Below are 17,705 nucleotides of genomic sequence, written 5' to 3'. Positions count from 1 at the left end.
TTGCCTTTTTGTTTTGCTGCTAGAGGGTAAAGTTATCTAAATCGTCATTCGGTTCAAATTCACCAAGCCTTTCAAGCTCAGTGTCTTGGCGCATTTGTTCGTGCCAACGCGCCTCATCCCAAATCTCAAATTTATTCATTAAGCCCACCAGCATAATTTTTTTGCCAAGTTCTGCATGTGAGCGCAAAGAAGGCGCCAGCAAAATTCGACCGTTTTTATCAAGCTGATACTCTGTCGCATTACCTAACAACATACGTTGCATCCGTCGCGCTCTGGGATTCATATTAGATATTTTTGCTAAACGGCTTTCTATTTCTAACCATTCAGCAAGAGGGTATAACCAAAGGCAAGGCTCATTGAGTGCAACAGTGCAAATAACCGTTCCCTGATCTTCAGACAATAGCGTGTCTCGGTACTTTGTTGGTACCGCAAAACGTCCTTTATCATCCAAACTCAGTGAACTTGCGCCACGAAACATAAAAAGCCTATTGTAAAATTATTTTAATCAACTTTTTGATTAACCCGATCCAGTTTGATCCACTAAACACCACTTTTTACCACAGTGCTCCAGTTTAGGGCTTGACAAGCCTTTTTGTCAAGTAAGTCACCCAGCTTTAGCACCCCGCGAAGCCTGAAAAAATAAGGCTCAGATTAAAGCGGTTGAATTGTTTAGTAAAAAATCTGATCAGCCAGTAAAAAATTTTTTATCGTTTTTTTTATTAGCTAGCTGGCATTATTTGCTTAATGAATAAACAGTGAATAATTACAATTTATTTAGGGTGTGTAGGGCTTTGTTTATTCGAACTAGGTGCAACTAAATCATGACCCGAAATGTATAACCGAGTAAGCAAAGGAAAAATCAACCTCGAATGATTAAAACGCCTTGGTTTGTAAAAATTACAAACTGTTGTCGCAATAGTTACAGCTATAAACCTACTAAAAATTAGTAAATAAAATACAATCCATATAAAACAATGAGTTAAAAACTGGTTTAATCATTGCACCTTAATAATTACTTTTAAAAAACTATTAAGGATTGATTATGGCTACGGCAACAAAGAGCAAAACACCTATTGATACAAAACAAGAGATTGAAGCCCCGTTAACAGATAAGGCAACATCAGCTGCGCATGATGCAGTAGATGCATTATCGAGTAAAGCAGCGGTAGCTGAAAATGGCGTTCGTAAAGGAGCAAGCAGCTCAGCAGAAACACTTAATGAGAAACAGTTAGCAGCTCGCGAGAAATTAGAAGAATGTACTTCTAAGACTCGTCAACTCGCATCAGAAAACCCATTAGCAACGGCTGGTCTTGCATTTGCTGCTGGTATGTTAGTTACTGCACTATTTCGTCGTAAGTAATACTAATGCAAAACCTACATTCAACATCAAGTGAATCACAATCGACAGATTCGCAGTCATCGGCAAAACATGCCGATGACTGGCAAGATCATATTGCAAAGCTTGCTGATTATGCAGCACAGCTCAAGGATGATTATCATCAACAAGGAAAGTTGACGCATCAGCTTGCTATAGCTGAATGGAAATTGTCGTTAAGATCCTTAGCACTGATCACTATCCTACTTGGATGTTTTGCCAGTGGCTTGGTGTTACTGTGGGTCGGGTTCTTAGGTATTGTAGGCTTTGCGACTTTTGACTTATTTAGCTCGATTTGGCTGAGCATTACTGTAGTGATCAGCCTACAAATTTTATGTTTAATTTGGCTGTGGCGAAACGCAGTTTATCTAAGCAAAAAAATTGGCTTTACTAAAACGCTAAATAGTCTAAAGCAGCTGCTTAAATTATAAGGCATACACAATTATGTTAATCAATTACTTGATCAACTCACCGAATGCTCGAGTGCAACAGCTACACAAAGAAGTCGTGATGCGCTCTGAGTTAAAGCGTCAGCACCTCACGGCAATAAAATATCGAGCCAAACGTTTTGCCGCAACAAAAGTGGGGCTCGTTAGTGCTTTTACCGCAGGCGCGGTTGTGGAGTCGGCAAAGGGAGACACCAACATGGTAAAAAAATACAGTTGGTTATTAAAACTACTCGCTTAAAATTCACTCCTACATTAAATCGTCACGACAGTGAGCCAAAATAACCGTTTTGATAATCGCTAACCGCTTGGCGAATTTCAGCTTCAGTGGTCATTACAAACGGCCCCATATGTGCAATTGGCTGATTAAGCGGATCAGCTGCTAAAATCAGAACACCTGCTGCTTTTTCGGCACGTATGCAAATATCACTCGATGGCTCAACAATAAGTAATTTTCCTGCATCAAAGGTTTCACTTTGCGCTGATTCTAATGATCCAGTGTGTATGTAAATCATCACTTTTTGCTGTTTTAGTGCTGGTAGATAAAGCTCCTTACCTGCAGGCAAAGCCACATCGGCTATAGCACCATTAGCGGCTAAGTTTTGTAAGCTTGAAACCAATTGCTGTGAATCAAATTGCCATGTCCCTGCTAGCGCTTTAAGACTAATACCTTGTTGATTAGTAAACCTCGGTGCTGGATGCTCTGTGGTATCCTGGTATTGCGGCTCACGCATTTTGTCAGCGCTTGGCATATTGAGCCAAATTTGAAAGCCATGTAAGCCTTTTTCAGCATCAGCAAGTGGCATTTCACTGTGCATAACACCACTACCGGTGCTCATCCATTGCACGTCACCGGCGCGAATCGCTTCTGTGTTACCCATTTGATCTTTATGCTCAAATCCTCCTTTTAAAATATAGGTAAAAGTTTCGATACCTCGATGAGGGTGAGGAGGAAAACCACCAATATAGTCACTCTCATCATCAGATTTAAGCTCATCAATCATTAAAAATGGGTCTAAATATTTACCATCAAATCCTGGAATACGACGGATATTGACGCCATCCCCATCTTGGGTAGCATAAGCAGTTAAAACTTTGGTTATTTTCATTTTTTGCCTAATATGTTATGTAAATATATAAGGGATTAAATTATTATTTCATCATGTTTTTTATACGTAAATTAATATATTTCAATCATATGCAACACTATTTTATTGCAAAATCTTAGATATAACCTTAGTACTTCAATGGTTATTTATAGTAGGATTATCAAGCGTCACTCTACTTTGCACTAATTTGGATACGACTATTTTTACTTCATCATTAAAACATCAACTCTACCGCCTTCTTATGCTAATTTGCATACCTGTTGCTGCTATTATTTTAGTAACCTTGTGGTTTAGTCGTGACGCAGCCATTAAAGAGCACGAGACAAAAGTGCGCACCATCACTGAGCAACTAATTATCAAACAACAAAGCATGATTGATGATGTCAAAAAAGTTACTGAGTTTTTAGCAAAAAAACAGAAAAACATTCAATCTTTACCCTCTACTTGTCCTGCGTATTTTTTAGATGTTAAGGCACTCAATGGTAATATCGCGAATATTGGTATAGTAAATAAAAATGGTGACCTAATTTGTACATCAAAAAGTAGCGACACTAATATTAACATTAGTGACCGTCCCTATTTTAAAAACGCGATCGCCAGTAAAGAGTTCAGTATTGGCCATTTCCAGCACGATCGCAGCCTCAAAGCGCAAAGTATTAACTTTGCTTACCCTATCTTAAATGAAAATAATGATATTGAAGGCGTTATTGTGACCGTAATCGCTTTAGACTGGTGGAGCTCGGCACTTAATACTTTAAATTTATCGACAGAAATCAGAGCTGTCATTACTGACTCTAACGGTAGTATTTTAGCTAACTACCCTTTTTCAGCCGATAGACTAGGCAACAAATTGGAAAAGTTCGATTTAGCGCATAACTTGCAAGCTGGTGTTATTTTTAAAGGAAAAGATGGTATCCGAAGAGTTTTCCATCAAACCACTCTCTACCGTGATGGCAATAACAATAAACTTTCTATTTATATTACTCAACCAATAGATGAAACACTTGAGCAAATAGATATTAACTTTGTAAAAATGGTTTTAGGATTTTTAATGACCATCCTTCTTTTAGCCGTATTGGCTAGACGATTAGTCAATAAAAGCATCTTAAACCCGATTAAAAGTTTAACGCAGGCTGTTAACCGCTTAGCAGCCGGTAATATGCCTCATGACGACGAGCAGCCTAATAGCCCTGAGCTAAATAGACTCTATCATCGTTTTAAATATATGGCTGAAACTCGCTTAACAGCTGAAGCATGCCTTAAACATAAACATGACGAGCTAAATAGCTTGCTTAATGCACTACCTGATGCTTTTTTACGCGTAGATGCCAATGGCAATATACTTGATACCGGTGGACGTATTAAATCGTTAAATTATAGCCATTCAACACCGCCTAAAAAGTTATCGTGTTTATTCTCTAGTGCTAATTTAAAACAAGTAGAAGAGTACTTAACAACCCTGAGCGCTCCTGTCACTGTTGAGCTTGAACATAAACAAGACAATCAGTTTTATGAAGCGAAAATCAGCCCAATGAAAAAAGTGGATGAGTTTATAATTGTTATTAGTAACATCACGCAACGAAAGCAGAATCAAGAGTCTTTGCATTTAGCGTCATTAGTTTACAACAACAGCAGTGAAGGTATGGCAATCACAGATGAAAATGGCGTTATTTATGATGTGAACCCTGCATTTTGTGAAACAACTTTGTATTCTCGAAAAGAAGTACTCAATAAAACGGTGGGTATTTTATCATCGGGTAAACACGATAAAGAGTTTTATGATTACATGTGGCAGTCAATAAATAAAACTGGCCGCTGGCAAGGTGAAATAACCAATCGTCGTAAAAATGGCGAGCTGTATGCTGAATGGTTAACCATAGATACTATTTACGATAAAAATAAAGCCCCAACTAGTCGTATTGCTATTTTTACCGATCTAACCGAGAAAAAACAAGCTGACGAGCTAATTTGGCGACAAGCTCATTTTGATCATTTAACCGACTTACCTAATCGACTAGAACTAAAAGAGCGGTTAAATAAACGCTTTACGAGCGTAAACAACCACGACCAAAAACTGGTCATTATGCTGTTAGATATTGATCACTTTAAAGATATTAATGATACGTTAGGCCATCATTATGGCGATAGATTACTTAAATTAGTATCTGAGCGAATTGTGCAAACAGCCAAAGAGGCTGACTTTGTAGCACGTATTGGTGGCGATGAATTTGTTATTGTATTTAGTGACTTACGCGGTAGCGATAATATCAAACAAATAGCAAAATCACTGCTACTTAGCCTTGCTTCGACTATTTTTATTGAAGATGAAAAAGTGTATATCAGTGCCAGTATTGGTATTGCCTGCGCGCCAGATGATGGCCAAAACCCAGAGCAACTGCTTAAAGCTGCTGACCAAGCTATGTATAAGGCAAAAAATAGCGGCCGAAATGACTTTGAATTTTTCTCACATGATATGCGTGAAGATGCAAATGCAAGAATGCAGTTGCTCAAAGAGCTTCGCTCAGCCATAGAGTTAGAGCAATTTGAGTTATATTATCAGCCTATTGTGTCCCTTGATGATTTACACGTTCATAAAGCTGAGGGACTTATTCGATGGCAACACCCAGAAAAAGGCCTGATCAGCCCTGCCGATTTTATTCCTCTTGCTGAAGAAACCAGACAAATAAATGCGCTTGGTCAATTTGTATTTACTGAAGCACTGCAAACACTTAATGATATTAAAAAACACATTCAAGATGAATTTCAAATTAGTATTAACGTATCGCCGGTGCAGCTCGCAACCACAGACAGTGGTATAGACGATTGGTATGGCATGCTTGAGACAGCAAATTTACCTGCATCGAGTATTGTGGCAGAAATTACTGAAGGCTTGATGGTTAATCCTGAAGAGTTGACCCAAAGCCGCCTAAAAGCCTTGGTTAAATCAGGGATGCAATTAGCACTCGATGATTTTGGTACTGGTTACTCATCGCTTGCTTACTTACAAGAAATGGATACCGACTACCTAAAAATTGATAAACGCTTTGTTGATAATATTCAAAAAAACAGCCAAGAGCTGGCCTTATGTGAAGCAATTATTATGATGGCTCATCAGCTTGGTTTAAAAGTAATTGCCGAAGGCATAGAAACAAAATTACAAATGGATTTATTACTTGAGGCTGGTTGTGATTATGGTCAAGGCTATTTGTTTTCAAAGCCGCTGCACAAAACCTCGTTTATGCAGCTGATAACAACGAACCAAGTAATTAAGCTCTGATAAAAGTAATAGAGTTATTTAATATCAAGGTGGTCTGCAACATATGCACCTCGCTGCCCTCTTTTTTTATCTGGTCCAATAGTGCTGTCTTGCGCCGTTTGCTGCTCTAACGCTGCATTAATTGTAGCTCCTAAAATAATGATATAAGCGCTAATAAATAGCCACATAAGCATAATAACCACCCCACCTAAAGAGCCATATGTTTCGTTGTAACTGGCAAAATGAGATACATAAAATGAAAAGCCAAAAGATGCCACAATCCATAATACTGTGGCAGTGAATGAGCCTACGGTAACCCAGCGCCACTTAGCTGCTTTTCTGTGAGGCGCGTAACGATATAAAATTAACAATGCAAAGTTAAAGGTTAGTGCCAGTAATGGCCATGAGATAAGCATGATTAAAAAATCAATACTCTCTTTTATTCCTAACAGGTTAAGTGCTAACGGTAATATACCTATAATTACCAATGCTATAACCGCCACCACAATCGCGCCCACTGAAAATAATAAACGTACAAGTTGCGCCTTAAAAAATGAACGCTTTTCGTATTCGTGATAACTAATATTACACGCGGTGATCAAAGCTTGGCTGCCCTTAGAGCTACTCCAAATAGTGAGCAGTAAAGTGCCCAGTGCGCTAAGACTTAAACTGGTTTGAGACTTTTGCGCAAGACTCGAAACCTGAGACAAAATAATCTCTTGGGTACTTTGCGGCAATAACGCCATAAATTGACTTAAATACGCACTAATATCATTCGGTGAAGCAAAATAAGCATACACAGACACCAACGCCGCAATGGCAGGAAAAATAGCAAGAAGTGCATAAAAGGCCACGCCTGCTGCCACCAAGGATAAATTATCACGGCTCATTTGTTTTATAATTCGCTTTGCAATATCCCACCAGCCACGCAGAGGGATATGGTTAGGCTGCTTGGCTCTTTGGCCACGCTTAAAGTCACTCATAGCTAACTCCCTTTTCCCAATTAATTGCAAGATGTTTGCCAAACAAATACCCCTTGGTATTAAACTTGCTGCTATTGTTTTACACAGACCCTAATTAATCCAACCTAACATGGATGGCTCCTATGCTAAGCGCTTTAATTGCAACACTCGCTAATAACGCATCTATTCCCGCAATCGATACCGTTCAGCCAAACTCGGTTTCATGGGGCTTTTTAAAAGAGAAAAGCGTGCAATTACTACACTCATTCGTGCAATTACTGCCCACTTTGCTTTTAGGTATTATTATTTTGGTGATTAGTTATTTAATCGCCACCCCATTATCACGCTTGTTAATAAAGCCCGTTACTTACATGACCAACAGTAAATTAGTACACCTAGTTGCTAGGCGTGGTATTAGTACCTTAATTATTTTACTCGGGTTTTACCTTTTCTTACGTTTGGCTGGCTTGACTGAATTCGCGGTCGCTATTATGAGTGGCACCGGGTTAATAGGGCTTATTTTAGGGTTTGCCTTTCGGGATATTGCTGAGAACTTTATTGCCAGTTTACTTTTGAGTGTACAACGTCCATTTAAAATTGATGATGTAATAGAAGTCGATGGTAGAATAGGTATTGTTAAAAAAGTAACTGCAAGAGCAACCACTTTAGTTGACTACGATGGCAATCATATTCAAATACCCAATGCGACTGTGTATAAAAATACCATTAAAAACTTAACCGCTAATCCAAAGATGCGCGGTCATTTCACAATCGGTATTGGCTACGATAATGACATTCGCGGCGCACAAAGTCTTGCTATTAGCGTTATAAAAAATCAAAACTCTGTGCTTAGCGATCCACCTCCCCAAGTATTGGTTGATAACTTAGGCTCCGCCACTATCAATTTTACTGTTTACTTTTGGGTCAACGGCGAACAATACAGCATTGTTAAAGTAGCCTCACAGCTAATGCGAGAGTTAATTAACAGTTTTACGCAACATAATATAAGTATGCCTGACGATGCTAGAGAGCGTGTATTACTCAATAGCCAAGGTGAAGATATTTACCCCACAGCAAGCGAAGCTAAAACAGAGACAACAGAAAAAACTAAAGAGAAACCACATACTCAAAAACATAAAAACACAGAGCATGAACACAGTATTGATGATGTAAGCAGTGATACGGATGATATTCGCGAGCAAGCCGGTGAATCGCGCGATCCGGAGCAGGGTAAAAATATTATATAGATAGGTTCGAGGTTCGAGAAATTTAAAAGCCTTGCGGTTAACATTACAAGTTTTTTTATGCCTGAAGGCGATAGTTAGTCTCGCGTCGAGTTTAGGTTTTAAGCCCGCAACCCGCCTCCCGTCTGGAACCTGATAGCTTGTCTCAAACACAAAAAAGCCCGCAGCGTTAACTGCGGGCTTTTTTATTGAATGAGTGAGTTAGCCATATAAGCCGGGTTCTGTCCTTTCCGAAGAAAGTGATAATCATTCGTCTAGGCCATAAATCGCTCTATGGCTCAAGCAACCTACCCGGTTCCAACGTGGGCCACGCCATAAGGAACCCTATTTGGTCTTGCTCCGAGTGGAGTTTACCTTGCAACCGACTATTACTAGCGGCCCGGTGCGCTCTTACCGCACCCTTTCACCCTTACCAATCCGAAGATTGGCGGTCTTCTCTCTGCTGCACTTGTCGTGGGCTCACGCCCCCCAGCCGTTAACTGGCACTCTGCCCTGTGGAGCCCGGACTTTCCTCCCCCTGATCATTTTCGTCACAGGCAGCGATTATCTTGGCTAACTCGGCGCGCAGTATACATGAGAGCACCGCACTACGCAGTAAACATTTACTGTTTTTCTTCAATAATTGTTTTATACAACGCGTTTTTCTTCATGCCGAAGTATTCGGCTACTACACCACACGCTTTTTTCATTGGCATTTCGTTTTCGAGTAACGCTAACATTTTACGAGCTTCTGGTGGAATATCGTCAACTACCTTAGCTTTCCCTGGCAACATGAGTACTATTTCGCCGCGTTGTTTAGTTGGATCGTCAGTTAAAAACTGCTTTAACTCACTCACTGTGCCATTAAAAAAGGTTTCAAAGGTTTTAGTGAGCTCTTTGGCAAATACCACCTGCTGCTCACTACCTAGCGCTGCTTCTAAATCGTCAAGGCTTGCCATAATACGGTGGGTACTTTCATACATAATACTGGTAATACTTGAGTTAACCGCATCTATAAAAAAGTCTTGGCGCGCTTTACTTTTAGCAGGTGTAAAACCAATAAATTGAAAACGGTCAGTAGGTAACCCAGAACAACATACCGCCGTAATAGCAGCACATGCACCAGGCACGGGTGTTACACTTGCGCCCTGCTCACGACATAAATTAACCACCGCATAACCAGGATCACTGATCAGGGGTGTGCCTGCATCAGAAACTAATGCAATATTTAACCCTTGATTAAGTTGGTCGATAATTTGCTGCGCTTTTTGCTTTTCATTATGGTCATGTAACGCAAAGGTTTTAGCCTTAATACCAAAGTGGCTAAGTAGCTTACCAGTATGGCGAGTGTCTTCAGCCGCGATTAAGTCAACCTGCGATAATGTCGCGATTGCACGCTGACTTAAGTCGTCATAATTGCCGATTGGGGTGGCAACAACGTAAAGAGTGCCAATTTTCTGTGAATTCTCCTCATTTAACATTGAGGTCTCCTGCGTCAGTCAGTAATATAAGCAAATCGCGTTAACGTATGGGAAATCATTGTGCGACTTAAACTAGTTAGTCTATTAATTATATTGTCAGGGTTATCGGCGTGTAGCACAACCGAAAAACCAACTAAAACCAGCGATAACTTAAGTAACAGTGCCAATACGCTGAAAAATGAAGCACTGAATGCGCAATCTATTTACCAATTAGCGCAAAACCGCTATGGCGCTGATAAAATCCAGCTACTTTATAGTGCTCGTGATAGCGCAATTACAGAAGAAAACTGGCCACTACTCGAAAAAATATGCACTGAACTTGCACTTACCGCCAGTGTTGATCAAATTCAAAATCGTTTATACATTGCCTTTGCGCAAAAAGAGCAAAATAAAAATCAGCAAGCACTTGAGGTACTAAACACGCTAGAGGGGCAACTTAAGCAACCTGAACATTTTGCTTGGCACCAATTTTTAACTGCCAGCATTTTTGCGTCGCAAGACTTACCAAAACGTGCAGCTCCTTACTTTTTTGCTGCCTCTGAATCGGTAGCAAAAAATAATATTTCTATCCCTAAACTTAATGACGCACTTTGGCATAATTTAAAGCAGCTTTCTTCGTATGCATTAGAGCGATTTAACCGTGGCTCGGTTATTCAACAAGGCTGGGTTAACTTAGCTTTGTATCATCAGGTTTATGCCAACAGCTCTGTTGATTTAGACCAAGCGATTAATAATTGGCGCCGCCGTTACCTTGGGCACCCTGGTACCAATGTTCTACCAAAACAAGATACCTACGCCAATGAATTAGCACCACTAAATATTGAACGCTTAGTTGTGCTATTACCTCAGTCAGGTGCTAACAAGCGCTTAGGGGATGCATTAAAAGCAGGCATACTGGCTGCGCTTGATAAAAAAGAGATTAGCGAAACGCTGTTTATTGATGAAAATACCGAGACCGAAGCGTTGGGTGCACAGATAACACAATTACAACCGGACTTTGTTATTGGCCCGCTATTAAAAGCCAATATAGATAAGCTCGCTAATACCAATACATTACTCGATATACCCACATTACATTTAAATACCTTTGATGGCGAACGAACCTCTCTGCAACACTACTTTTTTGCGCTTAATCCTGAGCATGAAGTACAACAAACTCTAGAGCATTTTTTAGCGCAAGGTTATCAAAAACCTATGTTGCTAGCGCCAAATAATACCAATGGTCAGCGCTTAATTGACTACTTTAACCTGCAATGGCAACGCTATAGTGAAACAACCACACAAGTTGGCTTTTACAACGACAATAAAGATATGCCCAATACCATTACCAGCTTGCTAGAAGTTGATAAATCAAAAGAGCGTATTAAATCGGTTAAAACACTTTTTAATAAAGAAGTAGAAAGTGAAACCCGTTCACGTGGCGATATTGATGCAATTTATATATTAGGTGACGCCATAGAGACCCGATTAATTAAACCTTATCTGGATGTTAACGTAAGCACCTTTGCCGACAGAATCCCTATTTACGCCAGCTCTAAAAGTCATAGTAAGCAAATAGATACCACTGACAAAGGCGATTTAGATGGGCTTTACTTTACCGAACTTCCTTGGATGTTAGACTCACAAATTACGCAGCATAATCTACGTAAGCAATATAATGATTTATGGCCTGAACAGGCTGATATTAGCCAACGTTTATTTGCCATGGCCTATGATGCCGTCGCCATGCTGAATGATATTAGACAGCTGAGCATTACACCCGATAAATACTTTTCAGGCTTAAGCGGTAAATTATCCATTAATAGTGCCGGTGATATTGAACGATCACTGCAATGGGCGCAGTACAGCAATCGCCGTATAAAACCTGTGGAATTAAAAACACAACGCCCTGTGCCGCTATTTATGCAGTCGGCAAACGATGGCATAACCATTATTAACTAAGGGGTTAGCATGTCGTGGTTTAAACAGCTGTGGCAAAATAGTCGTGAAAAAGGCCAGTATTATGAGCGCCAAGCGCAAAAGTATTTAGAAGCGCAAGGTTTAAAAGCGATTGAGCGGAATTACTACTGCCCCTACGGCGAACTTGATGTCATTATGAAAGACGGTGACACCTTAGTGTTTGTTGAAGTTAAGTTTCGTAAAAATAACATAAAAGGCGGCGCTAATTATGCGCTAAGCCCGCAAAAGCAAGCTAAGTTAAAGCGCACTATTTATCATTACCTTGGTGCTAAAAACTTAAAAAACCAGCCATTACGTATTGATTACGTAGCTATAACAGGCGAACCGTCATTACATATTAACTGGCTGAAAAACGTATTTTAATGTCTGATGTATAAAAATAAGACGATTACAACAGCTTCATGTTGAGCATACAGTTAAACATTAGCTTACGCCTAAAATAATCACCTTTTAATAAAGCCGGTGTGAGCTCACACAGAATTAGAGATAAATTGTTGGTAACCCATGCAAGATACAATTAAAGAAATTTTTAAAGAAAGTATTCAAGTTCAAATAGCTGCAGGCGAAGTGTTGCCAAGCGCGTTAGAATCAGCGGCATTTACCATTGCACAAAGCCTGATCAATGGGAATAAATTGATCTGTTGCGGTACTGCAAACTGCCATATGCTGGCACAACACATGGCAGGCGTACTGGTTAATTTTTACGAAACAGAACGTCCCTGCTTACCTGCAATCGCTCTCTCACAAGAAAATATTAACTTGGGCCAAGGCAATCAAATAGATGACCACGATACATTTGCACGCCAAGTTCGTGCCTTTGCTCAGCAAGGTGACTTATTATTGGTACTTGCCATTAATGGTAATGAAAAACACATAATTTCTGCAGTAGAAGCGGCACTTACCAAAGATATGAAGGTCATAGTAATGGTAGGCGATGATGGCGGCGAACTCGTTGGCTTGCTTGGCCATAACGATGTAGAAATTCGTACGCCGTCTAAACGCCCGAGTCGCATTATTGAATCGCATTTAGTGAACCTTCACTGTTTAAGTGAGTTGGTGGATTTAACCCTTTTCCCTCAGGACGAAAATTATGTTTAAACGCTCCCTAATTATTTTAGGCACTGTTATATTATTACAAGGCTGTGCCGCTGCTGTGGTCGCCGGTACAGCCAGTGCTGTTACTGCCGCTAACGATAGACGAACCATTGGCTCGCAAATAGACGACAACAACATTGAAATAAAAGCCAGCATTGCTATTAGTGAAGATGAACGCCTTAACAAGTTTGCTCATATCAGCGTTATAAGCGTAAATGGCGTGGTTTTAATGGTAGGACAAGTGCCTAACCAAGAAATGAAAAACCAAGCGTTTAAAACCATTGAGAACCTATCTGGTATCCGCAAAATTCATAACCAACTTCGCATTGGCTCTAATATTGGTATCACCACGCAAACACACGATTCATGGTTAACCTCAAAAGTAAAAGCGCAGCTTCTAGCGGCTGAAAATATCAGCAGTAATAATATAAAAGTAGTGACTGAAAATGCCGAAGTATACTTAATGGGGCTAGTATCTGACGCTGAAGCAAACCAAGCCGTTAATATAGCTCGCAACATCTCTGGCGTAGAGCGGGTAGTTAAAGTGTTTGAGTATTTGTAAAAGTCCGAGGTTCGAGGTTCGAGAAATTTAAAAACCTTGCGGTTAACATCGCAAGGTTTTTTATACCTGTAGGCAATAAACCCGCTTAAAAAACCATATACACAAAGAGAAGTGAATGAGGAGTAAATGAGAAAACAGTAACCATTAGCCTAACTGATTAATTCGAGTCTCTAGGCCCGTTGCTCGCTTCTCGCAGCCCGCTGCCCACTGCCGTGAACCCAAGCACCCTGCTTGGCTTAATCTCTACCTAACACCTAGACCTAATACCTAAAACCTGCTCTTCACTTTAGACCAGACGCGGTGTAAACCCGCTGCTGCACCAATCAATCTTAACCCGCCTCTCGCCGCCCGTGAGCCTTTCTAATCTTTAACCTTTAACCTTTAACCTAATATTTTCATACAGACATAAAAAAACCGCTTCTTAAGCGGTTTTTTTTCTAACATTTATGGGCTATTTTATAACGCGTAAATGTGAGCCTTTTTTCTTTTCAGGCTTGGGAGCTGGCGTTTCATCAACTATTTCAGGTGATGAATCGACACTTTCAAGCTCTGGAGCAAAATCGTCTTCGTCCTCTAAAAACTCATCTGCAGTAAAGACTGTGCCTTCGCCATTTTCACGTGCATATATTGCAAGTACAGCCCCTAAAGGCACGTACACTTGCATTGGCTGACCGCCAAAGCGCGCGTTAAAGCTAAGCTGAGTATTATCTAACGAAAACTGCGTAACCGCCGAAGGGCTTATGTTCAATACAATTTGACCATCTTGGACAAACTGTGTTGGCACTTGCACTGCAGGAAAGTCAGCATTAACCACTAAGTGTGGCGTGCATTCGTTATCAACAATCCAATCAAAAAAAGCGCGTAGTAAATAAGGACGATTAGAAGTCATTATAAACGGATCTCACGCTCTGCTTCAGTTAAAGAAGCTTGGAATGATTCACGTTCAAATAAACGGATCATATACTCTTTAAGTTCTTTAGAGCCTGCACCATTAAGCTCAATACCAAACTCTGGTAAACGCCATAATAGTGGTGCTAAGTAACAATCAACTAAGCTAAACTCTTCACTCATAAAGTAAGGCGCTTCACTAAAGATTGGTGCTATTGCAAGTAATGCTTCTGTCAGCTCTTTACGAGCTTGCGCGGCATCAGATGTGTTGTTAATGATTTTTTCAGCTAGGCTGTACCAATCAGTATCAATACGGTGCATCATTAATCGACTACGACCACGCATGACCGGATATACAGGCATTAGTGGAGGATGAGGAAAACGTTCATCAAGGTATTCCATGATGATGTTTGCCTGATATAAACCAAGCTCACGGTCAATCAGTGTTGGCACTGTGCCGTAAGGGTTAATTTCGTGAAGTGCTTCTGGCAGGTTATCCTTTTCAGCCATATGAATATCTACACTTACACCTTTTTCAGCAAGTACAATGCGTACTTGGTGGCTATACATACAGTTAGCACCAGAAAAAAGGGTCATTACAGGGCGCTTATTGGCAGCTACGGCCATGCCTACCTCCATTAAATAACTAAAACAGCAATAGGGGCTTAAGCCCCTATTGCAAAATTACCTTTAAATATGTTCAAACTTAATGAACATCTCTCCAGTATTCTTTCTTCAGCATAAATGCCAAGATAAATAGGATAATTAAAAATCCGATTACCTTAATACCTAGCGCTTCCGATTCGAGACGTGTAGGTTCACCTACATACTCTAGGAAATTCGTTAAATCACGAACTGCTTGGTCATATTCATCTACACTTAATTCGCCCGTACCATCTGTTTTTGTACCAGTAATATGAGTGGTTGTTTTACCATCTACTGTTACTTCTTCAGTAATTGCAGTAGGAACACCTTGCAACTCTTGAAGAACATGTGGCATACCCACCGATGGGAATAACGTATTATTTACGCCAAACGGACGAGATTCATCTTTGTAAAACGATTTTAAATAGGTGTAAATCCAATCGCTGCCACGCACACGCGCAACGTTAGTTAGATCCGGCGGAGCCGCACCAAACCATTTTGCAGCATCTTCTTTTGCCATCGCGTTAAGGATATGGCCACCCACTTTTGAACCATCAAAAATAAGTTGCTCTTGACCAATCTCTGTTGGAATACCAATGTCACGGAAAGTACGCTCATAACGTTGATACTGCATTTGGTGACAACCAAGACAGTAGTTCATGAACAACTTTGCGCCACGCTGCAAAGAAGGTTGATCAGATATATCGTTACCCGCTTCCATTAGAGGAACTGACGGGCCTGCCGCCATTGCAGGTAACACGTTTACTGATAAAGCAAATAAACCTATTAATAGCTTTTTCATCATTTCGTTAACCTCTCAGGCAATGGCTTAGTTTTTTCATTCTTACTGTAAACGAATAACAGTACGAAGAACATAAAGTAAGTCACAGTACAAACTTGCGAAACAATCGTTTTAAAATCAGTTTGTGGTGTAGCACCAACCCAACCTAAAAGAACGAAAGTAACAACAAAACCTGCAATGTTCCATTTGTGGAAACCACAACGGTAACGAACTGAACGAACCGAACCACGGTCAATCCAAGGTAATAATGCTAGCACGACAATTGATGCACCCATTGCAGCAACACCCATTAGTTTGTCAGGGATTGCACGTAAGATTGCATAGAATGGCGTGAAGTACCAAACAGGGAAAATATGCTCTGGTGTTTTAAGTGGGTTAGCTGCTTCAAAGTTTGGCGCTTCTAAGAAGAAGCCACCCATAGCAGGCATAAAGAACACAACCCAGCAGAACAAGATTAAGAAACCAACCACGCCCACAATATCTTTTACTGTGTAATAAGGGTGGAACGGAATCGCATCAATAATGTCTTTTTTGTCAGTGTAGTATTCATGGAACTTAAATTTAGGCTTGTCTTCTTCAGCCACAGTTCCTTTTTTACGTTTGTTATCAATACCGTCTGGGTTATTAGAACCCACTTCGTGTAGTGCAACAATGTGTAAAAATACTAAGATAACAATAACCAATGGCAGTGCAATTACGTGTAATGCAAAGAAGCGGTTAAGCGTCGCACCTGAAATTACATAGTCACCACGGATCCACAGTGTTAAGTCATCACCAATAACCGGGATTGCCCCGAATAATGAAATGATTACCTGTGCACCCCAGAACGACATTTGGCCCCATGGTAATAAGTAACCCATGAATGCTTCAGCCATTAGGGCTAAGAAAATGAACATACCGAATAACCACAGTAATTCACGTGGTTTTTGGTAAGAACCGTAGATCATGCCACGGAACATGTGCATGTAAACAACGATGAAAAACGCAGATGCACCCGTTGAATGCAAATAACGTAATAACCAACCGTACTCTACATCACGCATGATGTATTCTACTGATGCAAATGCACCTTCAGCAGATGGTACATAGTTCATCGTTAACCAAATACCTGTAAGTATTTGGTTTACTAGTACTAACATAGCTAGAGAGCCGAAGAAGTACCAGAAGTTAAAGTTTTTCGGTGCTGGATACTGTGCAATGTGCATGTTCCAAACACGTGTCATTGGGATACGGTCGTCTATCCACTCAACAATTTTACCAAACATTAGGCCACCCCTTGTTCTTCGCCCACTAAAATAGTGGTCTCATCAAGAAAAGTATATGGTGGAATTTCTAAATTTAATGGTGCAGGTACCGATTGGAATACACGGCCAGCCATATCAAACTTAGAACCGTGACATGGACAGTAAAAACCGTCATCAGTCCCTTCCACTTTCTCACCAAAGCCACCTTGTAAAAAGCTAGGTGAACAACCCAAATGCGTACAAATACCTACAGCGACAAAAATCTCTGGGCGTAATGAACGGAAATCATTGGTTGATGATTCTAATTGTTGTGGCTCTTGCGATTGCGGATCACGAAGTTGACCTTCATGTTCTTTCATCTGCTCAAGCATTTTTGGGGTCCGTGATACAACCCATACAGGTTTACCACGCCACTCGACACGTATTAATTGTCCTGGCTCAAGTTTGCTGATATCTACTTCTACAGGCGCACCTGCAGATTTAGCTCGCTCACTTGGATTCCAAGACGCAATAAAAGGAACAGCAGCCCCAGCCGCACCAACACCACCAACAACAGAGGTAGCTATGGTTAAAAAGCGACGTCGGCCATTGTCTACAGGCGCATTGCTCATCCACTTATCTCCACTATGATTCTCAACACTTGCTATATTGAGAACAT

Annotated in this window: 18 protein-coding genes and 1 other RNA gene; 9 read left to right on the top strand and 10 right to left on the bottom strand. The window is 40.5% G+C overall.

Annotation, left to right across the window (positions count from 1 at the left end; all coding sequences use genetic code 11):
- Positions 1 to 19: 19 nt before the first annotated feature.
- Positions 20 to 478 carry a division/cell wall cluster transcriptional repressor MraZ gene (gene mraZ / locus ACNSN3_RS01785; protein ID WP_010390682.1) on the bottom strand — a complete coding sequence of 153 codons (459 nt, stop codon included), beginning with the start codon at positions 476 to 478 and terminating at the stop codon, positions 20 to 22.
- Between the two features lie 564 nt (positions 479 to 1,042).
- On the opposite strand from mraZ, the gene ACNSN3_RS01780 reads away from it, so the two are divergent.
- Genes ACNSN3_RS01780 through ACNSN3_RS01770 form a run of 3 tightly spaced genes read left to right on the top strand, consistent with a single transcriptional unit; the run spans position 1,043 to position 2,062 of the window.
- Positions 1,043 to 1,360, top strand: coding sequence for a DUF883 domain-containing protein (locus tag ACNSN3_RS01780; protein WP_076919883.1), 318 nt, complete (start codon positions 1,043 to 1,045; stop codon positions 1,358 to 1,360).
- A 5-nt stretch (positions 1,361 to 1,365) separates the two neighbouring features.
- A complete protein-coding gene (locus tag ACNSN3_RS01775) occupies positions 1,366 to 1,806 on the top strand; it encodes a hypothetical protein (RefSeq protein ID WP_055012872.1) in 441 nt (146 codons plus the stop codon).
- Between the two features lie 13 nt (positions 1,807 to 1,819).
- On the top strand, positions 1,820 to 2,062 hold the full coding sequence (locus tag ACNSN3_RS01770; protein WP_010390679.1) for a hypothetical protein: 243 nt from the start codon (positions 1,820 to 1,822) through the stop codon (positions 2,060 to 2,062).
- Between the two features lie 22 nt (positions 2,063 to 2,084).
- Here the strand turns inward: ACNSN3_RS01770 and ACNSN3_RS01765 are convergent, their stop codons facing one another.
- Complete coding sequence (locus tag ACNSN3_RS01765) at positions 2,085 to 2,930, bottom strand: pirin family protein (RefSeq protein ID WP_055012871.1); 846 nt, start codon at positions 2,928 to 2,930, stop codon at positions 2,085 to 2,087.
- A gap of 241 nt (positions 2,931 to 3,171) precedes the next feature.
- Between ACNSN3_RS01765 and ACNSN3_RS01760 the strand changes: the two genes are divergently transcribed.
- Complete coding sequence (locus ACNSN3_RS01760) at positions 3,172 to 6,207, top strand: EAL domain-containing protein (protein WP_138623274.1); 3,036 nt, start codon at positions 3,172 to 3,174, stop codon at positions 6,205 to 6,207.
- Positions 6,208 to 6,221: 14 nt separating this feature from the next.
- Here ACNSN3_RS01760 and ACNSN3_RS01755 read toward each other — a convergent pair whose 3' ends face one another.
- The gene (locus ACNSN3_RS01755) at positions 6,222 to 7,169 is read right to left on the bottom strand and encodes a YihY/virulence factor BrkB family protein (RefSeq protein WP_054202316.1); all 948 of its coding nucleotides are present in this window, start codon (positions 7,167 to 7,169) and stop codon (positions 6,222 to 6,224) included.
- Positions 7,170 to 7,291: 122 nt separating this feature from the next.
- Here ACNSN3_RS01755 and ACNSN3_RS01750 point away from each other — a divergent pair, with 122 nt between their 5' ends.
- Positions 7,292 to 8,395, top strand: coding sequence for a mechanosensitive ion channel family protein (locus ACNSN3_RS01750; RefSeq protein ID WP_418608342.1), 1,104 nt, complete (start codon positions 7,292 to 7,294; stop codon positions 8,393 to 8,395).
- Positions 8,396 to 8,586: 191 nt separating this feature from the next.
- Here the strand turns inward: ACNSN3_RS01750 and rnpB are convergent.
- Both rnpB and rsmI read right to left on the bottom strand, forming a co-directional pair.
- An RNA gene (gene rnpB, locus ACNSN3_RS01745) (RNase P RNA component class A) lies at positions 8,587 to 8,951 on the bottom strand.
- Between the two features lie 43 nt (positions 8,952 to 8,994).
- On the bottom strand, positions 8,995 to 9,852 hold the full coding sequence (gene rsmI / locus ACNSN3_RS01740) for a 16S rRNA (cytidine(1402)-2'-O)-methyltransferase (protein ID WP_418608340.1): 858 nt from the start codon (positions 9,850 to 9,852) through the stop codon (positions 8,995 to 8,997).
- A gap of 60 nt (positions 9,853 to 9,912) precedes the next feature.
- Between rsmI and ACNSN3_RS01735 the strand changes: the two genes are divergently transcribed.
- The 4 genes from ACNSN3_RS01735 (at position 9,913) to dolP (ending at position 13,468) form a co-directional block, all read left to right on the top strand.
- Positions 9,913 to 11,793: a penicillin-binding protein activator gene (locus ACNSN3_RS01735; RefSeq protein WP_054202318.1), complete on the top strand. Its 1,881-nt coding sequence runs from the start codon at positions 9,913 to 9,915 to the stop codon at positions 11,791 to 11,793.
- 9 nt (positions 11,794 to 11,802) lie between these two features.
- A complete protein-coding gene (locus ACNSN3_RS01730) occupies positions 11,803 to 12,174 on the top strand; it encodes a YraN family protein (protein WP_008110719.1) in 372 nt (123 codons plus the stop codon).
- A gap of 141 nt (positions 12,175 to 12,315) precedes the next feature.
- Complete coding sequence (locus tag ACNSN3_RS01725) at positions 12,316 to 12,909, top strand: SIS domain-containing protein (RefSeq protein ID WP_008110721.1); 594 nt, start codon at positions 12,316 to 12,318, stop codon at positions 12,907 to 12,909.
- Positions 12,902 to 13,468, top strand: a complete 567-nt coding sequence (gene dolP / locus ACNSN3_RS01720) for a division/outer membrane stress-associated lipid-binding lipoprotein (protein ID WP_418608336.1) — start codon at positions 12,902 to 12,904, stop codon at positions 13,466 to 13,468. The genes ACNSN3_RS01725 and dolP overlap by 8 nt, the downstream gene beginning before the upstream one ends.
- Positions 13,469 to 13,919: 451 nt before the next feature.
- Here dolP and ACNSN3_RS01715 read toward each other — a convergent pair whose 3' ends face one another.
- The 5 genes from ACNSN3_RS01715 to petA all read right to left on the bottom strand — a co-directional run bounded on the left by ACNSN3_RS01715 (position 13,920) and on the right by petA (position 17,658).
- Complete coding sequence (locus ACNSN3_RS01715) at positions 13,920 to 14,357, bottom strand: ClpXP protease specificity-enhancing factor (protein ID WP_008110860.1); 438 nt, start codon at positions 14,355 to 14,357, stop codon at positions 13,920 to 13,922.
- On the bottom strand, positions 14,357 to 14,983 hold the full coding sequence (gene sspA / locus ACNSN3_RS01710; RefSeq protein ID WP_008110861.1) for a stringent starvation protein SspA: 627 nt from the start codon (positions 14,981 to 14,983) through the stop codon (positions 14,357 to 14,359). Before sspA ends, ACNSN3_RS01715 begins: the two co-directional genes overlap by 1 nt.
- A gap of 79 nt (positions 14,984 to 15,062) precedes the next feature.
- Positions 15,063 to 15,806, bottom strand: a complete 744-nt coding sequence (locus tag ACNSN3_RS01705) for a cytochrome c1 (RefSeq protein ID WP_109875379.1) — start codon at positions 15,804 to 15,806, stop codon at positions 15,063 to 15,065.
- Positions 15,803 to 17,068, bottom strand: a complete 1,266-nt coding sequence (locus ACNSN3_RS01700; protein WP_010390662.1) for a cytochrome b — start codon at positions 17,066 to 17,068, stop codon at positions 15,803 to 15,805. Before ACNSN3_RS01700 ends, ACNSN3_RS01705 begins: the two co-directional genes overlap by 4 nt.
- Entirely contained in the window at positions 17,068 to 17,658 is a 591-nt protein-coding gene (petA, locus tag ACNSN3_RS01695; protein WP_010390661.1) for a ubiquinol-cytochrome c reductase iron-sulfur subunit, read from the bottom strand. The genes ACNSN3_RS01700 and petA overlap by 1 nt, the downstream gene beginning before the upstream one ends.
- Positions 17,659 to 17,705: the final 47 nt, after the last annotated feature.

Origin of the sequence: Pseudoalteromonas sp. US3C1004 (genome assembly GCF_048401065.1) — a bacterium.
Taxonomy (GTDB): domain Bacteria; phylum Pseudomonadota; class Gammaproteobacteria; order Enterobacterales; family Alteromonadaceae; genus Pseudoalteromonas; species Pseudoalteromonas undina.
This window is presented reverse-complemented; position numbering and strand designations above follow the sequence as displayed.